The following is a 16,832-nucleotide window of genomic DNA, read 5'->3' as shown; positions in this document are numbered from 1 at the left end:
CGACCGATCGAGGAGACCCGTGACGAAGTCCTCCGCCCTGCTGGGAGCCGCGACCGCGGCCGACTACGCCGGCGCGCTGCACGCCGTCGTGGACGACGTGGCCGCCCGCTTCGAGACCGTCCGGCAGCCGTTCTGCGGCGCCAGCCGCCGCGAGCTGCAGGCCCTCGTCGACGCCGTCGACCTCGACGGACCCCCGGTCGGGACGCCCGAGGCGCTGCGCGAGAGCGCCGACCTCTACGCCTCGCACGCCGTCTGGTTCCACCACCCCGCGTACACGGCGCACCTCAACTGCCCGGTGGCGCTCCCGGCCGTCGGCGCGGAGGCGATGCTCGCCGCGATCAACACGTCCGTCGACACCTACGACCAGTCGACGGTCGCGACCCTCATGGAGCAGCGCCTCGTCGAGTGGACCGCCGGCCGCATCGGCTTCCCGGCCGGGAGCGACGGGGTCTTCACCTCGGGCGGCACGCAGTCCAACCTCCAGGCGCTGCACCTGGCGCGCGAGGCCGCGCTCACCGGGCCCGACGGCGCCCGGCTCGGCGGCGCGGCGCGGCGCGAGCGCCTCGGCCGGCTGCGGGTGCTCGCCACGACCGCCGGGCACTTCTCCGTGGCCCGCTCCGCGCTGCTCCTCGGTCTCGACGACGACGCCGTGATCGGTGTCGGCACCGACGCCGACGGCCGCCTCGACCCCGCCGCGCTGGCCCGGGCCCTGGTCGACGTCGAGCGGGCGGGCGACGTCGTCATGGCCGTCGTCGTCACCGCGGGGACCACCGACCGCGGCTGCGTCGACCCGGTCGCCCCGGTCGCGGACCTCTGCGACGCCGTCGGGGCATGGCTGCACGTCGACGCCGCGTACGGCGGCGGGCTGCTGGTCTCGCCGCGCCGCCGCCACCTGCTGGACGGCGTCGAGCGGGCGCGCAGCGTCACGGTCGACTTCCACAAGACGTTCTTCCAGCCGGTCTCCTCCAGCGCCCTCCTCGTCCGCGAGGCCGCGGACCTCGCGCGCGCCGCGTGGCACGCGGACTACCTCAACCCCGCCGAGGAGGCGGGGGAGCCGAATCCCGACCTCAACCTCGTCGACCGGTCGCTGCAGACCACGCGCCGGTTCGACGCGCTCAAGCTGTGGGCCACCCTGCGCGCCGTCGGCGCCGACGGGATCGGCGCGATGGTCGACGCCGTCTGCGACCTCGCCGCCGCCGTGCACGCCGACCTCGCCGGCGACCCCGAGCTGCGGCTCCTCGCCCCGACCGACCTGTCCACCGTGCTGTTCCGCTACCAGCCCGACGGCGTCGACGACGCGCAGGCGGACGCCCTCGTGCCGCGCGTGCGGCGCGTGCTGTTCGACTCCGGCCGTGCGCTCGTCGCGAAGACGGTGGTGGACGGTCGTGCGTGCCTCAAGCTCACGCTCCTCAACCCGGACGCGACGCTCGACGACGTCCGGGGCGTGCTCGACCTGGTCCGCGCCACGGCGCACGGGCTGCTCGCCGGCGAGGAGCTGCTCGACCTGGACGCGCCGCCGTGCCGCGGCGCCCACCCGCGCCTGCAGCGGGCGACCGCCGTGCCCGCCGACCCCGCCCTCGAGGAGGTCGCCCGATGACCCGCACCACCGACTCCGCCCCCGAGCGCACCCACGACGTCCTGGGCGTCGGCATCGGGCCGTTCAACCTGGGTCTCGCCGCGCTCGCCGACCCGCTCGACGATGTCGACGCGGTGTTCCTCGACCGGCGCGACGGGTTCTCCTGGCACCCGGGCATGATGCTCGAGGGCGCCACCATCCAGGTGCCGTTCCTCGCCGACCTGGTGACGATGGCGGACCCGACGTCGCCGTTCTCGTTCCTCGCGTTCCTCAAGGACACGGGCCGGCTCTACCCGTTCTACATCCGCGAGTCCTTCTACCCGCTGCGCGCCGAGTACGACGAGTACTGCCGCTGGGCGGCCGACCGTCTCACCACCCTGCGCTGGGGCCGGGACGTCACGGCGGTGTCCCGGGACGAGGAGTCCGGGGACCTGGTGGTGACCGCCCGCCTGGCCGACGGGACGACCGAGACGTACCGGGCGCGCCACGTCGTCCTGGGCGTCGGGACGACGCCGCAGCTCCCGGCGCCGCTCGCCGCCCTGGCCGCCGAGGCAGGCCGGCACCCGGGCGCCGGCCCGGTGGTGCACAGCGCCGACTACCTGCCGCACCGCGACGCGCTCGCCGCGACCGGTGCGGTGACCGTCGTCGGGTCGGGGCAGTCGGCGGCGGAGGTGTACCGCGACCTGCTCGAGGACGCCGCGCCCGGCGCGCACCGCGTGGACTGGGTGACGCGCTCGACGCGATTCTTCCCGATGGAGTACACGAAGCTCACCCTCGAGATGACGTCGCCGGACTACACCGACCACTACCGGGCGCTGCCCACCGAGCTGCGCGAGATCCTCGGCCGCGAGCAGCGCGCGCTGTACAAGGGGATCAGCGGCGACCTCGTGGACGACATCTACGACACGCTCTACCGCAAGTCCGCCCTCGGGCGGGAGGTGCCGACCACCCTGCTGTCGGACACGGAGGTGGTCGCGGCGCGCTACGAGCCCGACGGCGCCGACGGCGCGGGGGAGTACGTGCTCACCCTGCGGCACGGCCAGCTCGGCCGGGTGGCGGAGCACCGCACGCGGGCCGTCGTCGCCGCCACCGGGTACGGGTCGGGCGTGCCGGGCTTCGTGGCGCCCGGTCTGGTCGACCTCGACGAGCTCGGGCGCGTGGACGTGGCCCGCGACTACACCGCGGGCGCGGGCGGGCGCCTCCACGTGGGTGGCACGGAGGCGCACACCCACGGCGTCACCGCCCCCGACCTGGGCTTCGCCGCCTGGCGGAACTCGGTGATCCTGGCGCAGGTCACCGGCCGCGAGCCGTACGCGATCGAGCGGCGCATCGCGTTCCAGACGTTCGGGCTGCCGGGCGGCGAACCCGTGCCGAGCCCGGCAGCGGCCGCCGCGGTGCAGGGGGTGGCCCGATGACCGCCGTCGCCGAGTCCGGCCTCCGGCCCGTCGCCGCGACCCGGACCTCTCCGGACGCCGTCACCCTCGAACCGGTCGACCCGGCGCGCGACGCCGCGACCGTGCACGGATGGCTGTCCCACCCGGCGTCCGCGTTCTGGCAGATGGGGCACCTGGGCGCCGTGGACGTCCGGGACTACCTCGCCGGCGTCGCCGACCACCCGGACCAGGACGGCTGGCTCGGGCGGGTCGACGGCGTCCCCGCGTTCTACACCGAGACCTACGACCCGGCCCGCGTGCTGCTCGTCGGCGTGCACGACGCCGCGCCCGGCGACGTCGGCATGCACCTGCTCGTGGCGCCCCCGCCCGAGGACCCGGCCGACCGCGCGCCGGGGTTCACCGACGCGGTGATGGCCGCCGTCGTGCGCTTCTGCCTGACGGCGGAGGGCTGCGGGGGCGCGCGCGTCGTCGTCGAGCCGGACGTGCGCAACCGCGCGATCGGCGCGAAGAACGCAGCGGCCGGGTTCCGCGTGCTGCGCGAGGTGGAGCTCGACGAGGGCGGGCACACCAAGCGCGCGGCGCTGAGCGTCTGCACGCGGGAGGACTTCGCGGCCTCGCCGCTCGGCGCCCTCGCCGGGCGCGCCGCCGGCGCGCGCCTCGCGCCGCACCTGCGCCCCGACCTCGCCGAGCACGCCCACCGTCACCTCGCCGCCAAGGCGCTCGCGGAGCTCGCGCACGAGCGGCTCTTCCGCCCGGAGCCCGAGCCGGCTCACCACGATCCGGCGGACGACGCCGGGCGGTACGTGCTGACGCTCGACGGCGTGACGTACCGGTTCGCGGCGCGCACGTTCGCGCTGGAGCACTGGGTGGTGGACCCGGCATCGATCACGCGCACGGCCACGACGGGGACGGCCGACGTCGAGCTGCCCGTGGACGCCCTGGAGCTGGTGGCCGAGCTGCAGCCGCTGCTGCAGATCCCGGACGACCTCGTGGCGACCTACCTCGAGGAGCTGTCGTCGACCCTCGCCGCGGCGTGCGCCAAGCGGGAGCGGGAGCTGGACGGCACGTCGCCGCAGGTCCCGGACCTGCTGTCCGCCCTCGCCCCCGAGCAGGTCGACGACGGCGACGAGGACCGGCGTCGCGCCGACGCGTTCCAGGCCGCCGAGGCGGCGATGACCGAGGGGCACCCCGGCTTCCTCGCGAACAACGGCCGCATCGGGTTCTCCCTCGACGACTACCGCGCCTACGCGCCCGAGCGCGGCGAGCGGCTGCGCCTGACGTGGCTGGCGGCGCGTCGCGAGCACTCCCACCTCGCGGTCGGTGCCGGCCTCACCGAGCAGGCGCTCTACGGCGACGAGCTCTCGGGCGCCGAGCGCGCCGCGTTCGCCGACCGGCTGACCGCGCGAGGGCTGGACCCCGCCGAGTACCTGTACCTGCCGGTGCACCCGTGGCAGTGGCAGCACCGTGTGCCGATCACGTTCGCCGCCGACGTCGCGCGCGGCGACCTCGTGCCCCTGGGCGCGGGCGCCGACGAGTACCGGCCGCAGCAGTCGATCCGGACGATGTTCAACCGGACGCGGCCGGAGCGGCACTACGTCAAGGTGGCGCTCGCGATCCAGAACATGGGCTTCCTGCGCGGCCTCTCTCCGGCGTACATGCGCGGCACGCCGGAGATCAACGACTGGGTGGCGGGCGTTGTCGAGGGCGACCCCACGCTGCGCGACGCCGGGTTCGCCGTCCTGCGCGAGCGCGCGTCCATCGGGTACACCGGCGACGTCTACCACCGCACCGCCCGACCCAGCGCGCACCGCAAGATGCTCGCGGCGCTCTGGCGGGAGTCGCCGGTGCCGCGCACCGCGCCGGGGGAGCGGCTGGCCACCATGGCGAGCCTGCTGCACCGCGACGCCTCCGGGCGGTCGCTCGCCACCGCCCTCGCCCGGGAGTCGGGGATCGCACCCGAGGCGTGGCTGCGCGCCTACCTCGACGCCTACCTGTACCCGCTGGTGCACTGCCTGCGCGCGCACGACCTGGCGTTCATGCCGCACGGCGAGAACCTCGTGCTCGTGCTGCGCGACGGCGTGGTGCGGCGGGTGTTCATGAAGGACATCGGGGAGGAGATCGCGGTCCTCGGCGAGCGTGCCCTGCCCTCCGGCGTCGAGCGGGTGCGGTCGGTCGTGGACGACGACGAGAAGGCGCTCGCGATCTTCACCGACGTGTTCGACGGCGTGCTGCGCCACCTCGCGGGCGTCCTCGCGGTGGACGGCGTGCTCGCCGAGGACCGGTTCTGGGCCGTGGTGGCCGACGTCGTGGACCGGCACGCCACCGAGCACCCGGACCTCGCCCCGCGCGGCGGGCGGGGAGTCGACCTGCGGGTGCCGCGGTTCGCGCACTCGTGCCTCAACCGGCTGCAGCTGCGCAACACGCTGCAGATGGTCGACCTCACGGAGCAGTCCGCCTCGCTGCTGTACGCAGGGACGATGGCCAACCCCGTCGCCCGCCCGGACGTCCCGTGACCCGACCCTTCGAGCTGTTCCGCGACGACCTCGGCGTGCCGCACGTGCGGGCGGGCTCGGAGGCGGACCTGGCGTACGGGCAGGGCTACGTCACCGCGCTCGACCGGGGCTGGCAGCTCGAGGTCGACCGCTGGTACGGCGACGGCCGGCTCGCGGCGCGGGTCGGCCCGGCCGGGCTCGAGTGGGACCGGTTCGCCGTCCGGGTGCGCCTCGCGGACACCACCCGCCGGGTCTGGGAGGCGCTCGCGGAGCCCGAGCGGGTGTGGCTCGCCGCGTACGCCGACGGCGTGCGGGACGGGCTCGACGCCGGCGGCCGGGACGCCGCCGAGCGGGCGGAGCTGGCGCGGGCCTTCGGCGGTGCCCCGCTCCCCGACGACGAGCCCTGGCGGCCCTGGACCCCGATCGGCACCTTCCTGGTGCACCACGTGCTGTTCAGCGGCTTCCCGCACCTGCTGTGGCGCGAGCACGTGGCGCGCACGCTCGGCCCGACCCTCGGCGACGCGGTCGTCGGGTGGTGGGGCGCGCGCGACGGCGGGGGCGGTGGCCCGTCGTCGGGCTCCAACGCGTGGGCGCTGCCCGGGTCGCGGACGGCGTCCGGCGCTCCGCTGCTCGCCGGCGACCCGCACCGGCTCCTCGAGCTGCCCGGGGTCTACCAGCAGGTCCGGCTCGCGCGCCCGGGGCACGACGTCGTCGGGCTGGCGTTCCCCGGCGTCCCGGGCGTGCTGCACTTCGGGCACGCCGAGACGCCGGTGGGCGCGGTCGCGTGGGGCGTCACGAACGCGATGGCGCACCACGTCGCGCTGGTCGCGGAAGGGGTCGACGCCGCCGCGGCCGGCGCACGGGTGGTCGCGCAGGGCTCCGAGGCCGTGCCCGTGCGCGGCGGGGCACCCGTCGTCGTGCGGTGGGCGGAGACGGCCCGCGGCCCGCTCGTCACCGACCGGCACAGCCTGCGCTGGCCCGTGCGCATGACGGCGGACGCCGGGGTGGCCGCCTGGCGCGCGCTCCAGCGCGCGCGGACGGCGCGCGACGTCGCCGCCGCGTTCGCCGGGTGGGTCGACCCCGTGGACCGGGTCCTCACCGCCGACTCGACCGGCGAGGTGCTGCGCCTGACCGCCGGTCTGGTGCCGGACGTGCCGCCGTCGGGACGCGTCGTCCCGGCGACCCGTCGCGACGAGCCGGGGTGGCGACGGCTGCCCGCGCCCGCGGTCGTGGCCGACGTCGCCGTGGACGCCAACCACCGCCCGGCCCGGCCGGAGCACGACCTGGGCCATGCCTACGCCCCGCACCGCGCCGCGCGCGTGCGGGCACTGCTCGCCGACCCGCCGCCCGGCGGGGAGACGGCCGAGGACCAGGACCGCGTGCTCGCCGACACGCGCGACGGTGGCGCGGCGGAGCTCGTCGCCTGGCTTCCGTCGGTCGAACCGGTCGGGACCCAGGGCCCCGCGGACCGGCTGCGCGCCTGGGCCGCGGCGGGCGCGCGGATGGACGCCGGCTCCCCGGACGCCGCGCTGTTCGCCCGCTGGCGGCACGCGCTGGTGCGCCGCGTGGCGGCCGCCCCGGCCCTCGCCCCGCTGCACGCCCCGCACGGCCTGCCGGAGGTCTTCGCGCCGTGGCTGGACGTCGTCGCGCGCGTGGGTGACGCGCTCGCGCCGATCCTCGCCTCGGGGGTCGTCGACGGTCGGCGCCTGGCCGGGGAGGCGCTCGCGGACGTCGACGGGCGCGCCGACCCGCTCCCCGACCCGCCCGAAGCCGCCCGCGAGACCTGGGGCGACCTGCACCGCCTGGCCCCGCTGCACGCGCTGGGCCTGGTCCCCGGCGCGGCGGTGCCCGCGGTGCCGGCGGAGCAGGCGCGGCCGCTGGGTGGGGCGGGCGACGCCGTCCGCTGCACGGCGGGCGTGCCCGGCGTGACGCACGCCGTCCTGCACGGGTCGGTCGCCCGCTGGGTGTGGGACCTGGGCGACCGCCGCCGCAGCCGCTGGGGCGTGCCGTTCGGCGCCTCCGGCGACCCGCGCTCGCCGCACTTCGCCGACCAGCACCCCGCGTGGGCCGACGCCCGCACCGTCCCGATCGAGACCGACTGGGCGCGGCTGCGCCCCGAGCACCTGCCGACCCGACGACCCCCGGAGGACCGATGACGACCGAGCCCCTGTCCGATTCCCCGCCCGAGCCCGCGACGTCCGACCGACTGCTGTCCGGAGCGCGCGGCGCGGAGGTGTGGCGCGCCGACGTCCCGGGCGCGGGTACCGTCACGGCGCACGTGCTGGACCCGGTCGCCGACCTCGACGTGCTGCACGAGTGGGTCAACCGCCCGCACGCCGGGTTCTGGGGGCTGGCGGGCCTGAGCCGCGAGGACCTGAGCGACACGTACGCGTTCGTCGACTCCCTGCCCACGCACCACGCCTACCTGGTGCGCTGGGACGGCGAGCCGGTCGTCCTGGTGCAGCTGTACCACCCGGAGGACGACCCGGTCTCGACGGCCTACGACGCGCTCCCCGGCGACCTGGGGATGCACTTCTTCAAGGGCGGCGACGGCCCGGCCGCCCGCTACGGCGTCGCGCCCTGGGCCGTGGTCGGCCCCGCCGTACTCGCCTTCGCGTTCACCCGCCCGGGCACGCGGCGGCTGGTCGGCGAGCCGGACGCCCGCAACCGGTCCGCGGTCGCCCGCATGGCGGCGTTCGGCTTCGAGGCCGCGGGCACCGTGCGCTTCGAGTCCCCGCAGGGGCCGAAGGAGGCGGTGCTGGCGTTCTGCGAGCGCGAGCGCGCGGAGGCGATCGTCGCCGGGCGGTTCCGCACCGCCGGACGCTGAGGCCCGTTCACGTCGACGAGGCTCGACGGTGTCGACGTGAGGCGGAGAGTGGTCAGGCCTGCGCGTCGGCGGGGCGGACGACGTCGGGCACGGGCCCGGTCGTGGTGCCGGGAACGAGCTCGACGGGCAGCGTCGTGCAGGTGGGCTCCTCACCGGCCAGCACGCCCAGGACGGCTCGGCCGAGCGCGGCGCCCTTGGCCTGCAGCGGCTGGTGCACGCTGGTGAGCACGTCGGGGGAGAGCCACGGCAGGTCGATCCCGTCGAAGCCGGCGACCGAGACGTCGTCGGGCACGCGCAGCCCGAGCTCGCGGGCCGCGATGACGGCCCCCGCGGCGAGCAGGTCCGAGTGGGCGACGATCGCCGTCGGCCGCTCCGTCTCCGGCACCCATGCCCCGAGGATCTCCGTGGCGGCGTCGCGACCGTGCTCCACGAGGGACGCGGGCGTCTCCCACGAGATGACGGGCTCGACCGCGTCCCGCACGCCCGCGAGGCGGTGCCGCGTCGACGTGCGGTCGGCCTGGGCGAGGCGGGCCGCGTCGATCGGGCCGGACCGCTCCGCGGCGTCGAGGGGGAGCGTGATCTCCGCGATGCGGGTGTGCCCCAGCTCCTGGAGGTGGCGCACGGCCAGGGCCGTGCCCGCCCGGTCGTCCAGGGCCACGAGCGGTGCGCCGTCGACGCGGCCGCCCTCGCCGACCACGACGGGGACGTCGCGGCGACGCAGGGCCGCGAGCGTCGCGTCGTCGGTGAGCACGCCCCACACGAGCACGGCCACGTCCATGGCGGCGGACTCCAGCAGGGGGTCGACGGCGGGCACGGGCGCCGTCTCCTCGCCGTCGACCCGCGGCCCGGGGACCGCGCGCACGCCGGGGATGAGCAGCACGCCCAGGCCCTCGGCGCCGAGCACGTCCACGAGGCCGTCGAGCACCTTGACCGCCACCGGGTCGCGGAACGCGCGGCCGGGCTGGTCGCCGAGGACGACGCCCACGATGCCGGAGCGGCCCGAGCGCAGCTGCCGGCCGAGCGGGTTGGGGCCGGAGTAGCCCAGCTCGGCGGCGGCGGCGAGCACCTTGTCGCGCGTCTCGGCGGTGATCGGTCCCGCGCCCGAGAACGCCAGGGACGCGGTGGAGACCGAGACGCCCGCGAGCTCGGCCACCCGCGCGAGGGTCGGTCGGGCGTTGCTGCGGCCCATGGGGCTCCTTCCGGCGAGGTCCGGGGCGAAGCCTACCCGCGCTGACCAGCGCGCGCTCGAATCGATTTGACCCGCGTGGCGGATTCGGGAAGCGTCGGACCGTGAGCACCGAACTCCCCACCCGGCCGCCCGCGCACGCCGTGCGCGCCGCCTGGGCCGTCTTCGCGGTCTTCGTCGTCGCCGGGATCGGCATGGCCACGTGGGCCTCCCGGATCCCCGCGGTGCGCGACGGCCTCGGCTTCTCCGAGGCCGAGATGGGCGTGCTGCTGCTCACCGGCGCGATCGGGTCGCTCGTCGCGCTGCCGCTGTCCGGCATGATCGCCTCGCGCGTCGGCGCCGGTCGCACCTGCGTGTCGTTCGCCGCGCTGGCGGCCGCGGGCTTCGCCGTCGCCACCCTTGCGGTCGACGGCGACCACCCGATGCTGGTGCGGGTCGGCCTCTTCGTCGGCGGCATGGGCGTGGGCATCTGGGACGCCGCGATGAACCTCGAGGGCGCCGTCGTCGAGCAGCGGCTGGGGAGGTCGGTCATGCCGCGCTTCCACGCCGGCTTCTCGCTCGGGACGGTCGCGGGCGCGGGCATCGGCGCCCTCGCGGCGCACGCCGGCGCCTCGCTGCCGGGGCACGTCATCACCGTGATGGTGATCGACCTGATCGTCGTCGTCGCCTGCGTGCGCTTCTTCGAGCCGACGGCGGACGCCTCTGCCGGCACGGCCGGGGGCGCGACGGACGCGCAGGCGGACCCGGCCACCGCCGTGGACACCGGCACCGGACACACCCTGCGCGACACCCTCGCCACCTGGCGCGAGTCGCGCACGCTGCTCGTCGGGCTGGTCGTGCTCGCTGCCGCGCTCACCGAGGGCGCCGCCAACGACTGGGTGAGCCTCGCGGTCGTCGACGGGTTCGGCACCGACGACTCCGTCGGGGCGATCGGACTGGCCGTCTTCCTGTGCGCGATGACGCTCGCCCGGCTGGCGGGCACGTCGCTCATCGACCGCTACGGCCGCGTGACCATGCTGCGCGTGTGCGGCGCGGCCGCCCTCGTGGGCGTCGTCGTCTTCGCGCTCGTGCCGACGCTGTGGGTCGCGCTGGTCGGCGTCGCGGTCTGGGGCGCCGGCGCCTCGCTCGGCTTCCCGCTCGGCATGTCCGCCGCCTCGGACGACCCGCGCAAGGCCGCCCTGCGCGTCTCCGTCGTCTCGACGGTCGGGTACTCGGCGTTCTTCGTCGGCCCGGCGCTCATCGGCTTCCTCGCCGAGCACGTCGGCTACCGCGACGCCCTGCTGGTGCTGGCGGTGCCGGTGGCCGTCGGCCTGCTGGTCGCAGGGGCCGCGAGGCCCCTGCCGGCCGCTCCCGAGCCGGCGCGTACGCTGGGCGAGTGAGCCTGTCGACCCTGAACACGCCGTCCGCCGACGAGCCCGCCCGTGAGCGCGACGGGCGCGACACGGCCGCCCCGGCGCTCTCCGAGCTCACGACGCTGCGCGTCGGCGGGCCGGTCGACGAGTACGTCGAGGCGGAGTCCGAGGCCGAGCTGATCGACGCGGTGCGCGCCGCGGACGACGCCGACAGGCCGCTGCTGGTGATCGGCGGCGGCTCCAACCTGCTGGTCGCGGACGAGGGGTTCGCCGGCGTCGTCGTGCGCGACGTGCGCCAGGGCCTCGACGCGGACCTCGAGGACTCGTGCGGCACGGACGGCGCGTGCGGGGGCGCGAGCCTGCGCCTGCCCGCCGGCCAGGACTGGGACTCCTTCGTGGCCCAGGCCGTGGCGAACGAGTGGGTGGGGGTCGAGGCGCTGTCCGGCATCCCCGGCACCGTCGGCGCCGCGCCCGTGCAGAACATCGGCGCGTACGGCCAGGAGGTGTCCGGCGTCGTCGCGTCGGTGGTCACCTGGGACCGCGCTACCGGCAGCCGCAGGACCTTCACGCTCAGCGAGCTGGGCTTCGGGTACCGCACGTCGCTGCTCAAGCGGACGATGCGGTCGGGCGACCCGGACGACCCGGGCGCGCCCTGGTACCCCACGCCGCGGTACGTGGTGCTCGAGGTGAACCTGCAGATGCGGCTCGGCAGCCTGTCGGCGCCCGTCGGCTACGGCGAGCTCGCCCGGCGCCTCGGCGTCGAGGTGGGGCAGCGGGCGCCCTCGGCCGAGGTGCGCGAGGCCGTGCTGGAGCTGCGCGGCGGCAAGGGCATGCTGCTGGACGGCGTGGGCGGGGCGCCGCTCGGCGACCACGACCGCTGGTCGGCGGGCTCCTTCTTCACCAACCCGGTGCTGCCGGCCGACGCGGCGGACGAGCTGCCCGAGGACGCGCCGCGCTTCGCCGTCCGCTCCGCGACGCCGGAGTCCACCGTGAGCCCGAGCCTCGGCGTCGTCGACCCGACGCTCGTGAAGACGAGCGCCGCCTGGCTCATCGAGCACGCCGGGTTCACCAAGGGCTTCGGGCTCGCGGGCGAGCACAGCCCGGCGCGCCTGTCGACGCGCCACACCCTCGCGCTGACCAACCGCGGAGGTGCGACGGCGGCCGACGTCGTGGCCCTCGCCCGCACCGTGCGCGACGGCGTCCGCGACGCCTTCGGCATCGAGCTCGAGCCCGAGCCGGTCCTGGTCGGCACCGCCCTCTGACGCGTTGTGAGCGGCAGGGCCGAGGTCAGTAGAGGATGACCGGCGTGCCCTTCGGCATGCCCCACGAGTCCCAGAGCCAGTTCATCGCGGCGTTGGACACGCGCACGCAGCCGTGCGACGCGGGGTACGGCGGGATGGACCCCGAGCCGTGCACCGCGTACCCGCCCGAGAAGTACTTCGGCCGGTACATCGACCCCAGCTCGAGCGTGGACTCGTGCATGCCGTTGCGCTCCATGTACACGGCGTAGGAGCCGCGCGGCGTCGTCGCGTGATAGCTGCGCCCCTTGGCCTCGTACGTCTCCCCGTTGCCCGACGACGCGTTGATGATCCGGGTGACCTTCCCGCCCTCGACGGTCATGAGCAGCTGCCGGTCCAGGTCGATCTCGATCGCCTTGCCGGACGACGAGTGGGCCTGCGGCCGCACGCCGTCGTCGAGCGCGGCCTGCGTCTTCGGGCCGACGACGCCGTCGCGGTACTGCCCGGCGGCCTTCTGCAGCGCCCAGACGGCCTGCTGCGTGGCCGGGCCGAAGCTGCCGTCGGCCTCCTGGATGAAGTACCCGAGCTCCTGCAGCCGCTCCTGGAGCGCGACGACCCGCTCACCGGAGTCGCCGTACTCGAGCATCTTGTCCCGCTCCTCGGCGGCCTTCTTCTCCGCCGCCTCCTGCTCCGCCTGCTCCTTCGCGGCGGCCTCCTCGGCGGCCTTCTTCTCGGCCTCCTTCTTCTCCGCGGCCTTCTTCGCCTTCTCCGCGGCCCGCTTCTCGGCGGCCTCCTGGTCGGCCTTCTCCTTCGCGGCGGCCTCCTCCGCGGCCTTCTTCTCGGCGGCCTCCTGGTCGGCCTGCTCCTGCGCGTCCTGGTCGGCGCGGCCCTGCGCGTCGGAGGTCGACCCGGCGCCGTCCTCGGACGGGGGAGCGGAGGTCGTGGGGGCCGCGCCCGGCTCGGGCTCGGTCTCGCCGGACAGGGGAGCGCACCCGGCGAGCGCCAGGGTGAGCACCACCGGGACGCCGACGAGCGACGCCGTCAGGCGTCGCCTCAGGCTGGGAACCGTACGCATGGAGCCCCTTCCGCGCCGTCGGCGCACCAGGCGCGCCGCGGGGTACCACCGTGCCCCGCGGGTGCCCCGAACGCGACCGCAGCGCTCCGGTCGTGTCGTGATCGTCACCGTGTCGTGACCTGCCGCCTGCCGTTCACCTGCTCAGACGCACGACGGAGCGACACGGTGGGGGCGTGGACACCGATCGACCGACGCCGTCCAGCACGCGATCTCTCGCGCCGTCGGACCCGACGACGCGAGAGATCGCGTGCTGGCCGGCAGGCGCGGTCAGCGGCGGTCCTCCTTGAGGACGGCGAGCCGCTGCCGGTACTCGGCCTCGTCGATCTCGCCGCGGGCGTAGCGCTCGCCGAGGACGTCGACGCCGCCCGCGCCGCCACGGGCCCACGGCGGACCGTACCGCCGCGCGCGGCGGGCGACGAGGAAGACGACGGTGGCGAAGAGCAGGAACCACAGGATCGGGAAGACGATCCACCAGCCCGGCCCGCCGCCGGCGGCGTACGGGTGCGCGGCGAGCGCCGCGGGGACGGCGGTCGCGGTGACGGTGGTGAGCATCGGGGACTCCTCGTGACGGTGGGCCCGCCCGGTGCGAACCCTTCGCCTCCACCGTCGCCCGGTGGGGTGGGCCCCGTCGTCAGCCCCTCGTACCGACCTGCGTCGTATCGTCGTGCCGCTCGCGCGTGCCCGTGCGGAGCGCGGGTCAGCCGGTCCAGCCGGGGCGCACGACGCCGCCCTCGTACGCCGCGACGACGAGCTGCGCGCGGTCGCGGGCACCCAGCTTCGCCATCACCCGGGAGACGTGCGTCTTGACGGTCGACTCCGACAGGTAGAGGGCGCGCGCGATGTCGTCGTTGGACAGGCCGCCGGCCACCTCGACGAGCACCTCGCGCTCGCGGGCGGTGAGGTCGTCGAGGCCGGGCGGCGGCGGCACGTCGCGGGTGGCGTCGGCGACCCGGGCGAGCAGGCGCCGGGTGACGCCGGGGGACAGCAGGGCGTCGCCGGCCGCCACCACGCGCACCGCGCGCACGAGGTCGGCGGGCTCCGTGTCCTTGACGAGGAAGCCGCTCGCGCCGCCGCGGATGGCCTCGGCCACGTACTCGTCCAGCTCGAACGTCGTCACGACCACCACGTGCACGCCGGCCGCGCCCGGGTCGGCGACGATGCGCCGGGTCGCCTCCAGCCCGTCCGCCCCGGGCATCCGCACGTCCATGAGCACGACGTCGGGCCGCAGCCGCAGCGCGAGGCGCACGGCCTCGTCGCCGGTCGCGGCCTCGCCCACGACGGTCATGTCGGCCTCGGCGTCCAGCAGCGCGCGGAAGCCGCCGCGCACCAGCGCCTGGTCGTCGGCGAGCAGCACCCGGATCATGCATCCTCCTGCGAGCTGTCAGACACCTGTGGCGCCCGAGCAGGCTGCGCGTCTGACACGTCGGTGGGCAGCGGGATGGTCGCGGCCACGGCGAACCCGCGTGCGGCGGGCCCGGCGGCGAGCGCGCCGCCCGCGCCCTCGACCCTCTCGCGCATGCCGCGCAGGCCGTAGCCGGCCGCGTCCCCGTCGTGCGCACCGACCGGACCGCCGTCGTCGTCCACCGTGACGCGCAGCAGGTCGTCGTCGCGGGCGACGCGCACGACGACGGTCCGCGCCCGCGGCGCGTGCCGGCCCACGTTGGTGAGCGACTCCTGCACCACGCGGTACGCCACGCCCGCGACGTGCGCGGGGACGGTCCCCGACGGCCGGAGCGCCGGGTCGACGTCGAAGCGCACGGTCACGCCGCGGGCCCGCAGCGGCTCCGCCAGGCGGGGGAGGGCGGCGAGGTCCCAGGTGGGCGTGCGCGGCTCGGGGGCGTCGGTCGGCGGGGTGACACCGTCGCCGTCGCCGCCGTCGCCCTCGCCGCGGACGACGCCGAGCACGGCGCGCACCTCGTCGAGCGCGTCGCGGCTCGTGGCCTTGATGGACGCGAGCGCGGAGCGCGCCTGGTCGACGTCGCGGTCCAGGAGGTGCAGGCCGACGCCCGCCTGCACGTTGATCGCGGACAGGGAGTGGGCGAGGACGTCGTGCAGCTCGCGTGCGATGCGGAGGCGCTCGGTGGCGACGGCGGTCCGCTCCCGGTCCGCGCGGGCGGCCCGCCAGGCGGCGGCCCGGGCCAGCCGCTCGCGGATGCCCGTGGCGACCAGCAGCGCGACGGCGGTCCAGGCGGCACCCCCGAGCAGGCCGCCGACGCGGGTCTCGTCGTCGCGCAGGGCGGCCGCGCCCACCACGACGCCCCACATCAGCAGCGCCCCCGACCAGGCGACGACCCGCGCTCGGGCGGGTTGCCCGGTGAGGAGCACCATGACCAGGACGCCGACCGTGCCGCCCAGCGCCGGCCCCCAGGCATAGCCGAGCGCGAGGTACGTGCCGACGGCTCCGACCGCGAGCACCACCGCGAGGACCGGCCGCCGGGGCAGCGCGAGCAGCACGACCGGCCCGACGAGCGCGAGCAGCAGCCCCAGCGCGTCGACGTCGCGGGCCCCGGGCTGCCAGTGCGACGCCCCGAACGTCCCGACCGTCACGACGACGGCCAGCGCCACCGCGAGGAACAGCCGGGGGCGCCACCGGTCGAGCGGGCCGCGGTCCATGCCCGGCACGCTACGCCGCGGCGCCCTCCCGCGCGTCCGCCCGGGGTGCCGTCCCGGGTCGTCCCGGGGGACCATCCGCGGGCGGACGGGCACCCGCCCGGGGGCGGGGCGTCGCCGGCCGGTCCCGGGCGAGCAGCACGGCGCCGAGGACCAGGGCGATGCCGAGCACCGCCGCGGGCGTCAGGGCCTCGCCCAGCACGACGACCGCGAGGACGGCGGCCCCCACGGGCTCCAGCAGCGAGAGCAGCGCCGCCGACGTGGCGCCGACGCCGCGCTGCAGCCCGGCGTAGAACGCCAGGTAGCCGACGGCGGTCTGCACGAGGGCGAGGAAGGCGAGCGTCCACCACGCGGTGGCGTCGAGGGAGCCGAGGGCGAGGCCTGCACCGGCGGCGGGCACCAGCGACACGAGGCCCGCCAGGGTGAACGACGTCCCGAGCAGCGGGGCAGGGCCCAGCCCCGGCAGCACGCGCCGGTTGACCACGGTCGTCGCCGCGAACGCGACGGCGGCCACGAGCGCGAGGGCGAGGCCCCACGCCAGGTCCCGGGTCGTGCCCGCGACGGGGCGCACGCCGCTGACGAGCGCGAGCCCGACGACGGACGTCGCGAGCGCCGCGAGCACCGGGACGCGCGGGAGCCGGCGCGCGCGGACGGCGGAGCGGGCCGTCACGACCAGCGGCGCCGCGCCCAGGGCCACCACGGTCGCGACGGCGACGCCCACGTGCGCGACGGACTGGAAGTAGGCGGCCCCGAAGACGGCGGTCAGCGCGGCGGTGAGCGCCACGTGCCGCACGGAGGCCCGGGTCCGGGGGACGCGCCGGAGCTGTCCGGTGGCCGCGGTGACCGCGAGCACGGCCAGTCCGCCGCCGAGCAGGCGCAGCGCGGAGACCGCGGTGGGCGGCATCGCGCTGTGGGCGCCGATCGTCGCGGCCGCGACCCCGCCCGTGCCCCAGAGCAGCGCGCCCGCGGCGACGAGGGCGGCGCCGGTTCGGGCCGGGGCGTGCCCGCGGACGGGTCGGGGCGGGAGGGTCGACGTCGGCACCGGCCCATCGTGCGCCGAGGCGTGGTGCAGATCAATCGAA

12 protein-coding genes and 1 pseudogene are annotated in these 16,832 nt (G+C 76.8%); 7 read left to right on the top strand and 6 right to left on the bottom strand.

From position 1 onward, the window contains the following. Positions 1-19: 19 nt before the first annotated feature. From ACQP6G_RS13250 to ACQP6G_RS13230, 5 genes are read left to right on the top strand one after another with little or no spacing between them, the layout of a single operon-like run. Positions 20-1,597 carry a pyridoxal phosphate-dependent decarboxylase family protein gene (locus ACQP6G_RS13250; RefSeq protein ID WP_429764836.1) on the top strand — a complete coding sequence of 526 codons (1,578 nt, stop codon included), beginning with the start codon at positions 20-22 and terminating at the stop codon, positions 1,595-1,597. Next, the gene (locus ACQP6G_RS13245) at positions 1,594-2,991 is read left to right on the top strand and encodes a lysine N(6)-hydroxylase/L-ornithine N(5)-oxygenase family protein (RefSeq protein WP_429764835.1); all 1,398 of its coding nucleotides are present in this window, start codon (positions 1,594-1,596) and stop codon (positions 2,989-2,991) included. Before ACQP6G_RS13250 ends, ACQP6G_RS13245 begins: the two co-directional genes overlap by 4 nt. Beyond that, entirely contained in the window at positions 2,988-5,483 is a 2,496-nt protein-coding gene (locus ACQP6G_RS13240) for a GNAT family N-acetyltransferase (protein ID WP_429764834.1), read from the top strand. The genes ACQP6G_RS13245 and ACQP6G_RS13240 overlap by 4 nt, the downstream gene beginning before the upstream one ends. Further along, positions 5,480-7,618, top strand: coding sequence for a penicillin acylase family protein (locus ACQP6G_RS13235; RefSeq protein WP_429764832.1), 2,139 nt, complete (start codon positions 5,480-5,482; stop codon positions 7,616-7,618). Before ACQP6G_RS13240 ends, ACQP6G_RS13235 begins: the two co-directional genes overlap by 4 nt. Further along, positions 7,615-8,289: a GNAT family N-acetyltransferase gene (locus tag ACQP6G_RS13230; RefSeq protein ID WP_429764831.1), complete on the top strand. Its 675-nt coding sequence runs from the start codon at positions 7,615-7,617 to the stop codon at positions 8,287-8,289. The genes ACQP6G_RS13235 and ACQP6G_RS13230 overlap by 4 nt, the downstream gene beginning before the upstream one ends. Before the next feature lie 52 nt (positions 8,290-8,341). Here ACQP6G_RS13230 and ACQP6G_RS13225 read toward each other — a convergent pair whose 3' ends face one another. Next, entirely contained in the window at positions 8,342-9,478 is a 1,137-nt protein-coding gene (locus tag ACQP6G_RS13225) for a LacI family DNA-binding transcriptional regulator (protein WP_429764829.1), read from the bottom strand. Positions 9,479-9,513: 35 nt separating this feature from the next. On the opposite strand from ACQP6G_RS13225, the pseudogene ACQP6G_RS13220 reads away from it, so the two are divergent. Together ACQP6G_RS13220 and ACQP6G_RS13215 are read left to right on the top strand one after the other, a co-directional pair. After that, positions 9,514-10,854: pseudogene (locus tag ACQP6G_RS13220) on the top strand (MFS transporter); the annotation flags it as partial. Then, positions 10,851-12,089 (top strand): UDP-N-acetylmuramate dehydrogenase, encoded by a 1,239-nt coding sequence (locus ACQP6G_RS13215; protein ID WP_429764827.1) that lies wholly within the window; start codon positions 10,851-10,853, stop codon positions 12,087-12,089. The pseudogene ACQP6G_RS13220 and the gene ACQP6G_RS13215, both read left to right, overlap by 4 nt. Positions 12,090-12,114: 25 nt before the next feature. Here ACQP6G_RS13215 and ACQP6G_RS13210 read toward each other — a convergent pair whose 3' ends face one another. The 5 genes from ACQP6G_RS13210 to ACQP6G_RS13190 form a co-directional block, all read right to left on the bottom strand. Beyond that, positions 12,115-13,140, bottom strand: coding sequence for a L,D-transpeptidase family protein (locus ACQP6G_RS13210; protein ID WP_429764826.1), 1,026 nt, complete (start codon positions 13,138-13,140; stop codon positions 12,115-12,117). 267 nt (positions 13,141-13,407) lie between these two features. Next, positions 13,408-13,692, bottom strand: coding sequence for an SHOCT domain-containing protein (locus ACQP6G_RS13205; protein ID WP_429764824.1), 285 nt, complete (start codon positions 13,690-13,692; stop codon positions 13,408-13,410). A gap of 145 nt (positions 13,693-13,837) precedes the next feature. Further along, positions 13,838-14,503: a response regulator gene (locus ACQP6G_RS13200; protein ID WP_429764823.1), complete on the bottom strand. Its 666-nt coding sequence runs from the start codon at positions 14,501-14,503 to the stop codon at positions 13,838-13,840. Then, on the bottom strand, positions 14,500-15,753 hold the full coding sequence (locus ACQP6G_RS13195; protein WP_429764822.1) for a sensor histidine kinase: 1,254 nt from the start codon (positions 15,751-15,753) through the stop codon (positions 14,500-14,502). The genes ACQP6G_RS13200 and ACQP6G_RS13195 overlap by 4 nt, the downstream gene beginning before the upstream one ends. 10 nt (positions 15,754-15,763) lie before the next feature. Further along, complete coding sequence (locus tag ACQP6G_RS13190) at positions 15,764-16,792, bottom strand: DMT family transporter (RefSeq protein WP_429764820.1); 1,029 nt, start codon at positions 16,790-16,792, stop codon at positions 15,764-15,766. Positions 16,793-16,832 lie beyond the last annotated feature (40 nt).

This window comes from Isoptericola nanjingensis, assembly GCF_050311635.1.
GTDB classification, from domain to species: Bacteria; Actinomycetota; Actinomycetes; order Actinomycetales; family Cellulomonadaceae; genus Isoptericola; species Isoptericola nanjingensis.
Note: the sequence above shows the minus strand (reverse complement) of the source record. Positions and strands in the feature narration are given on the sequence as shown.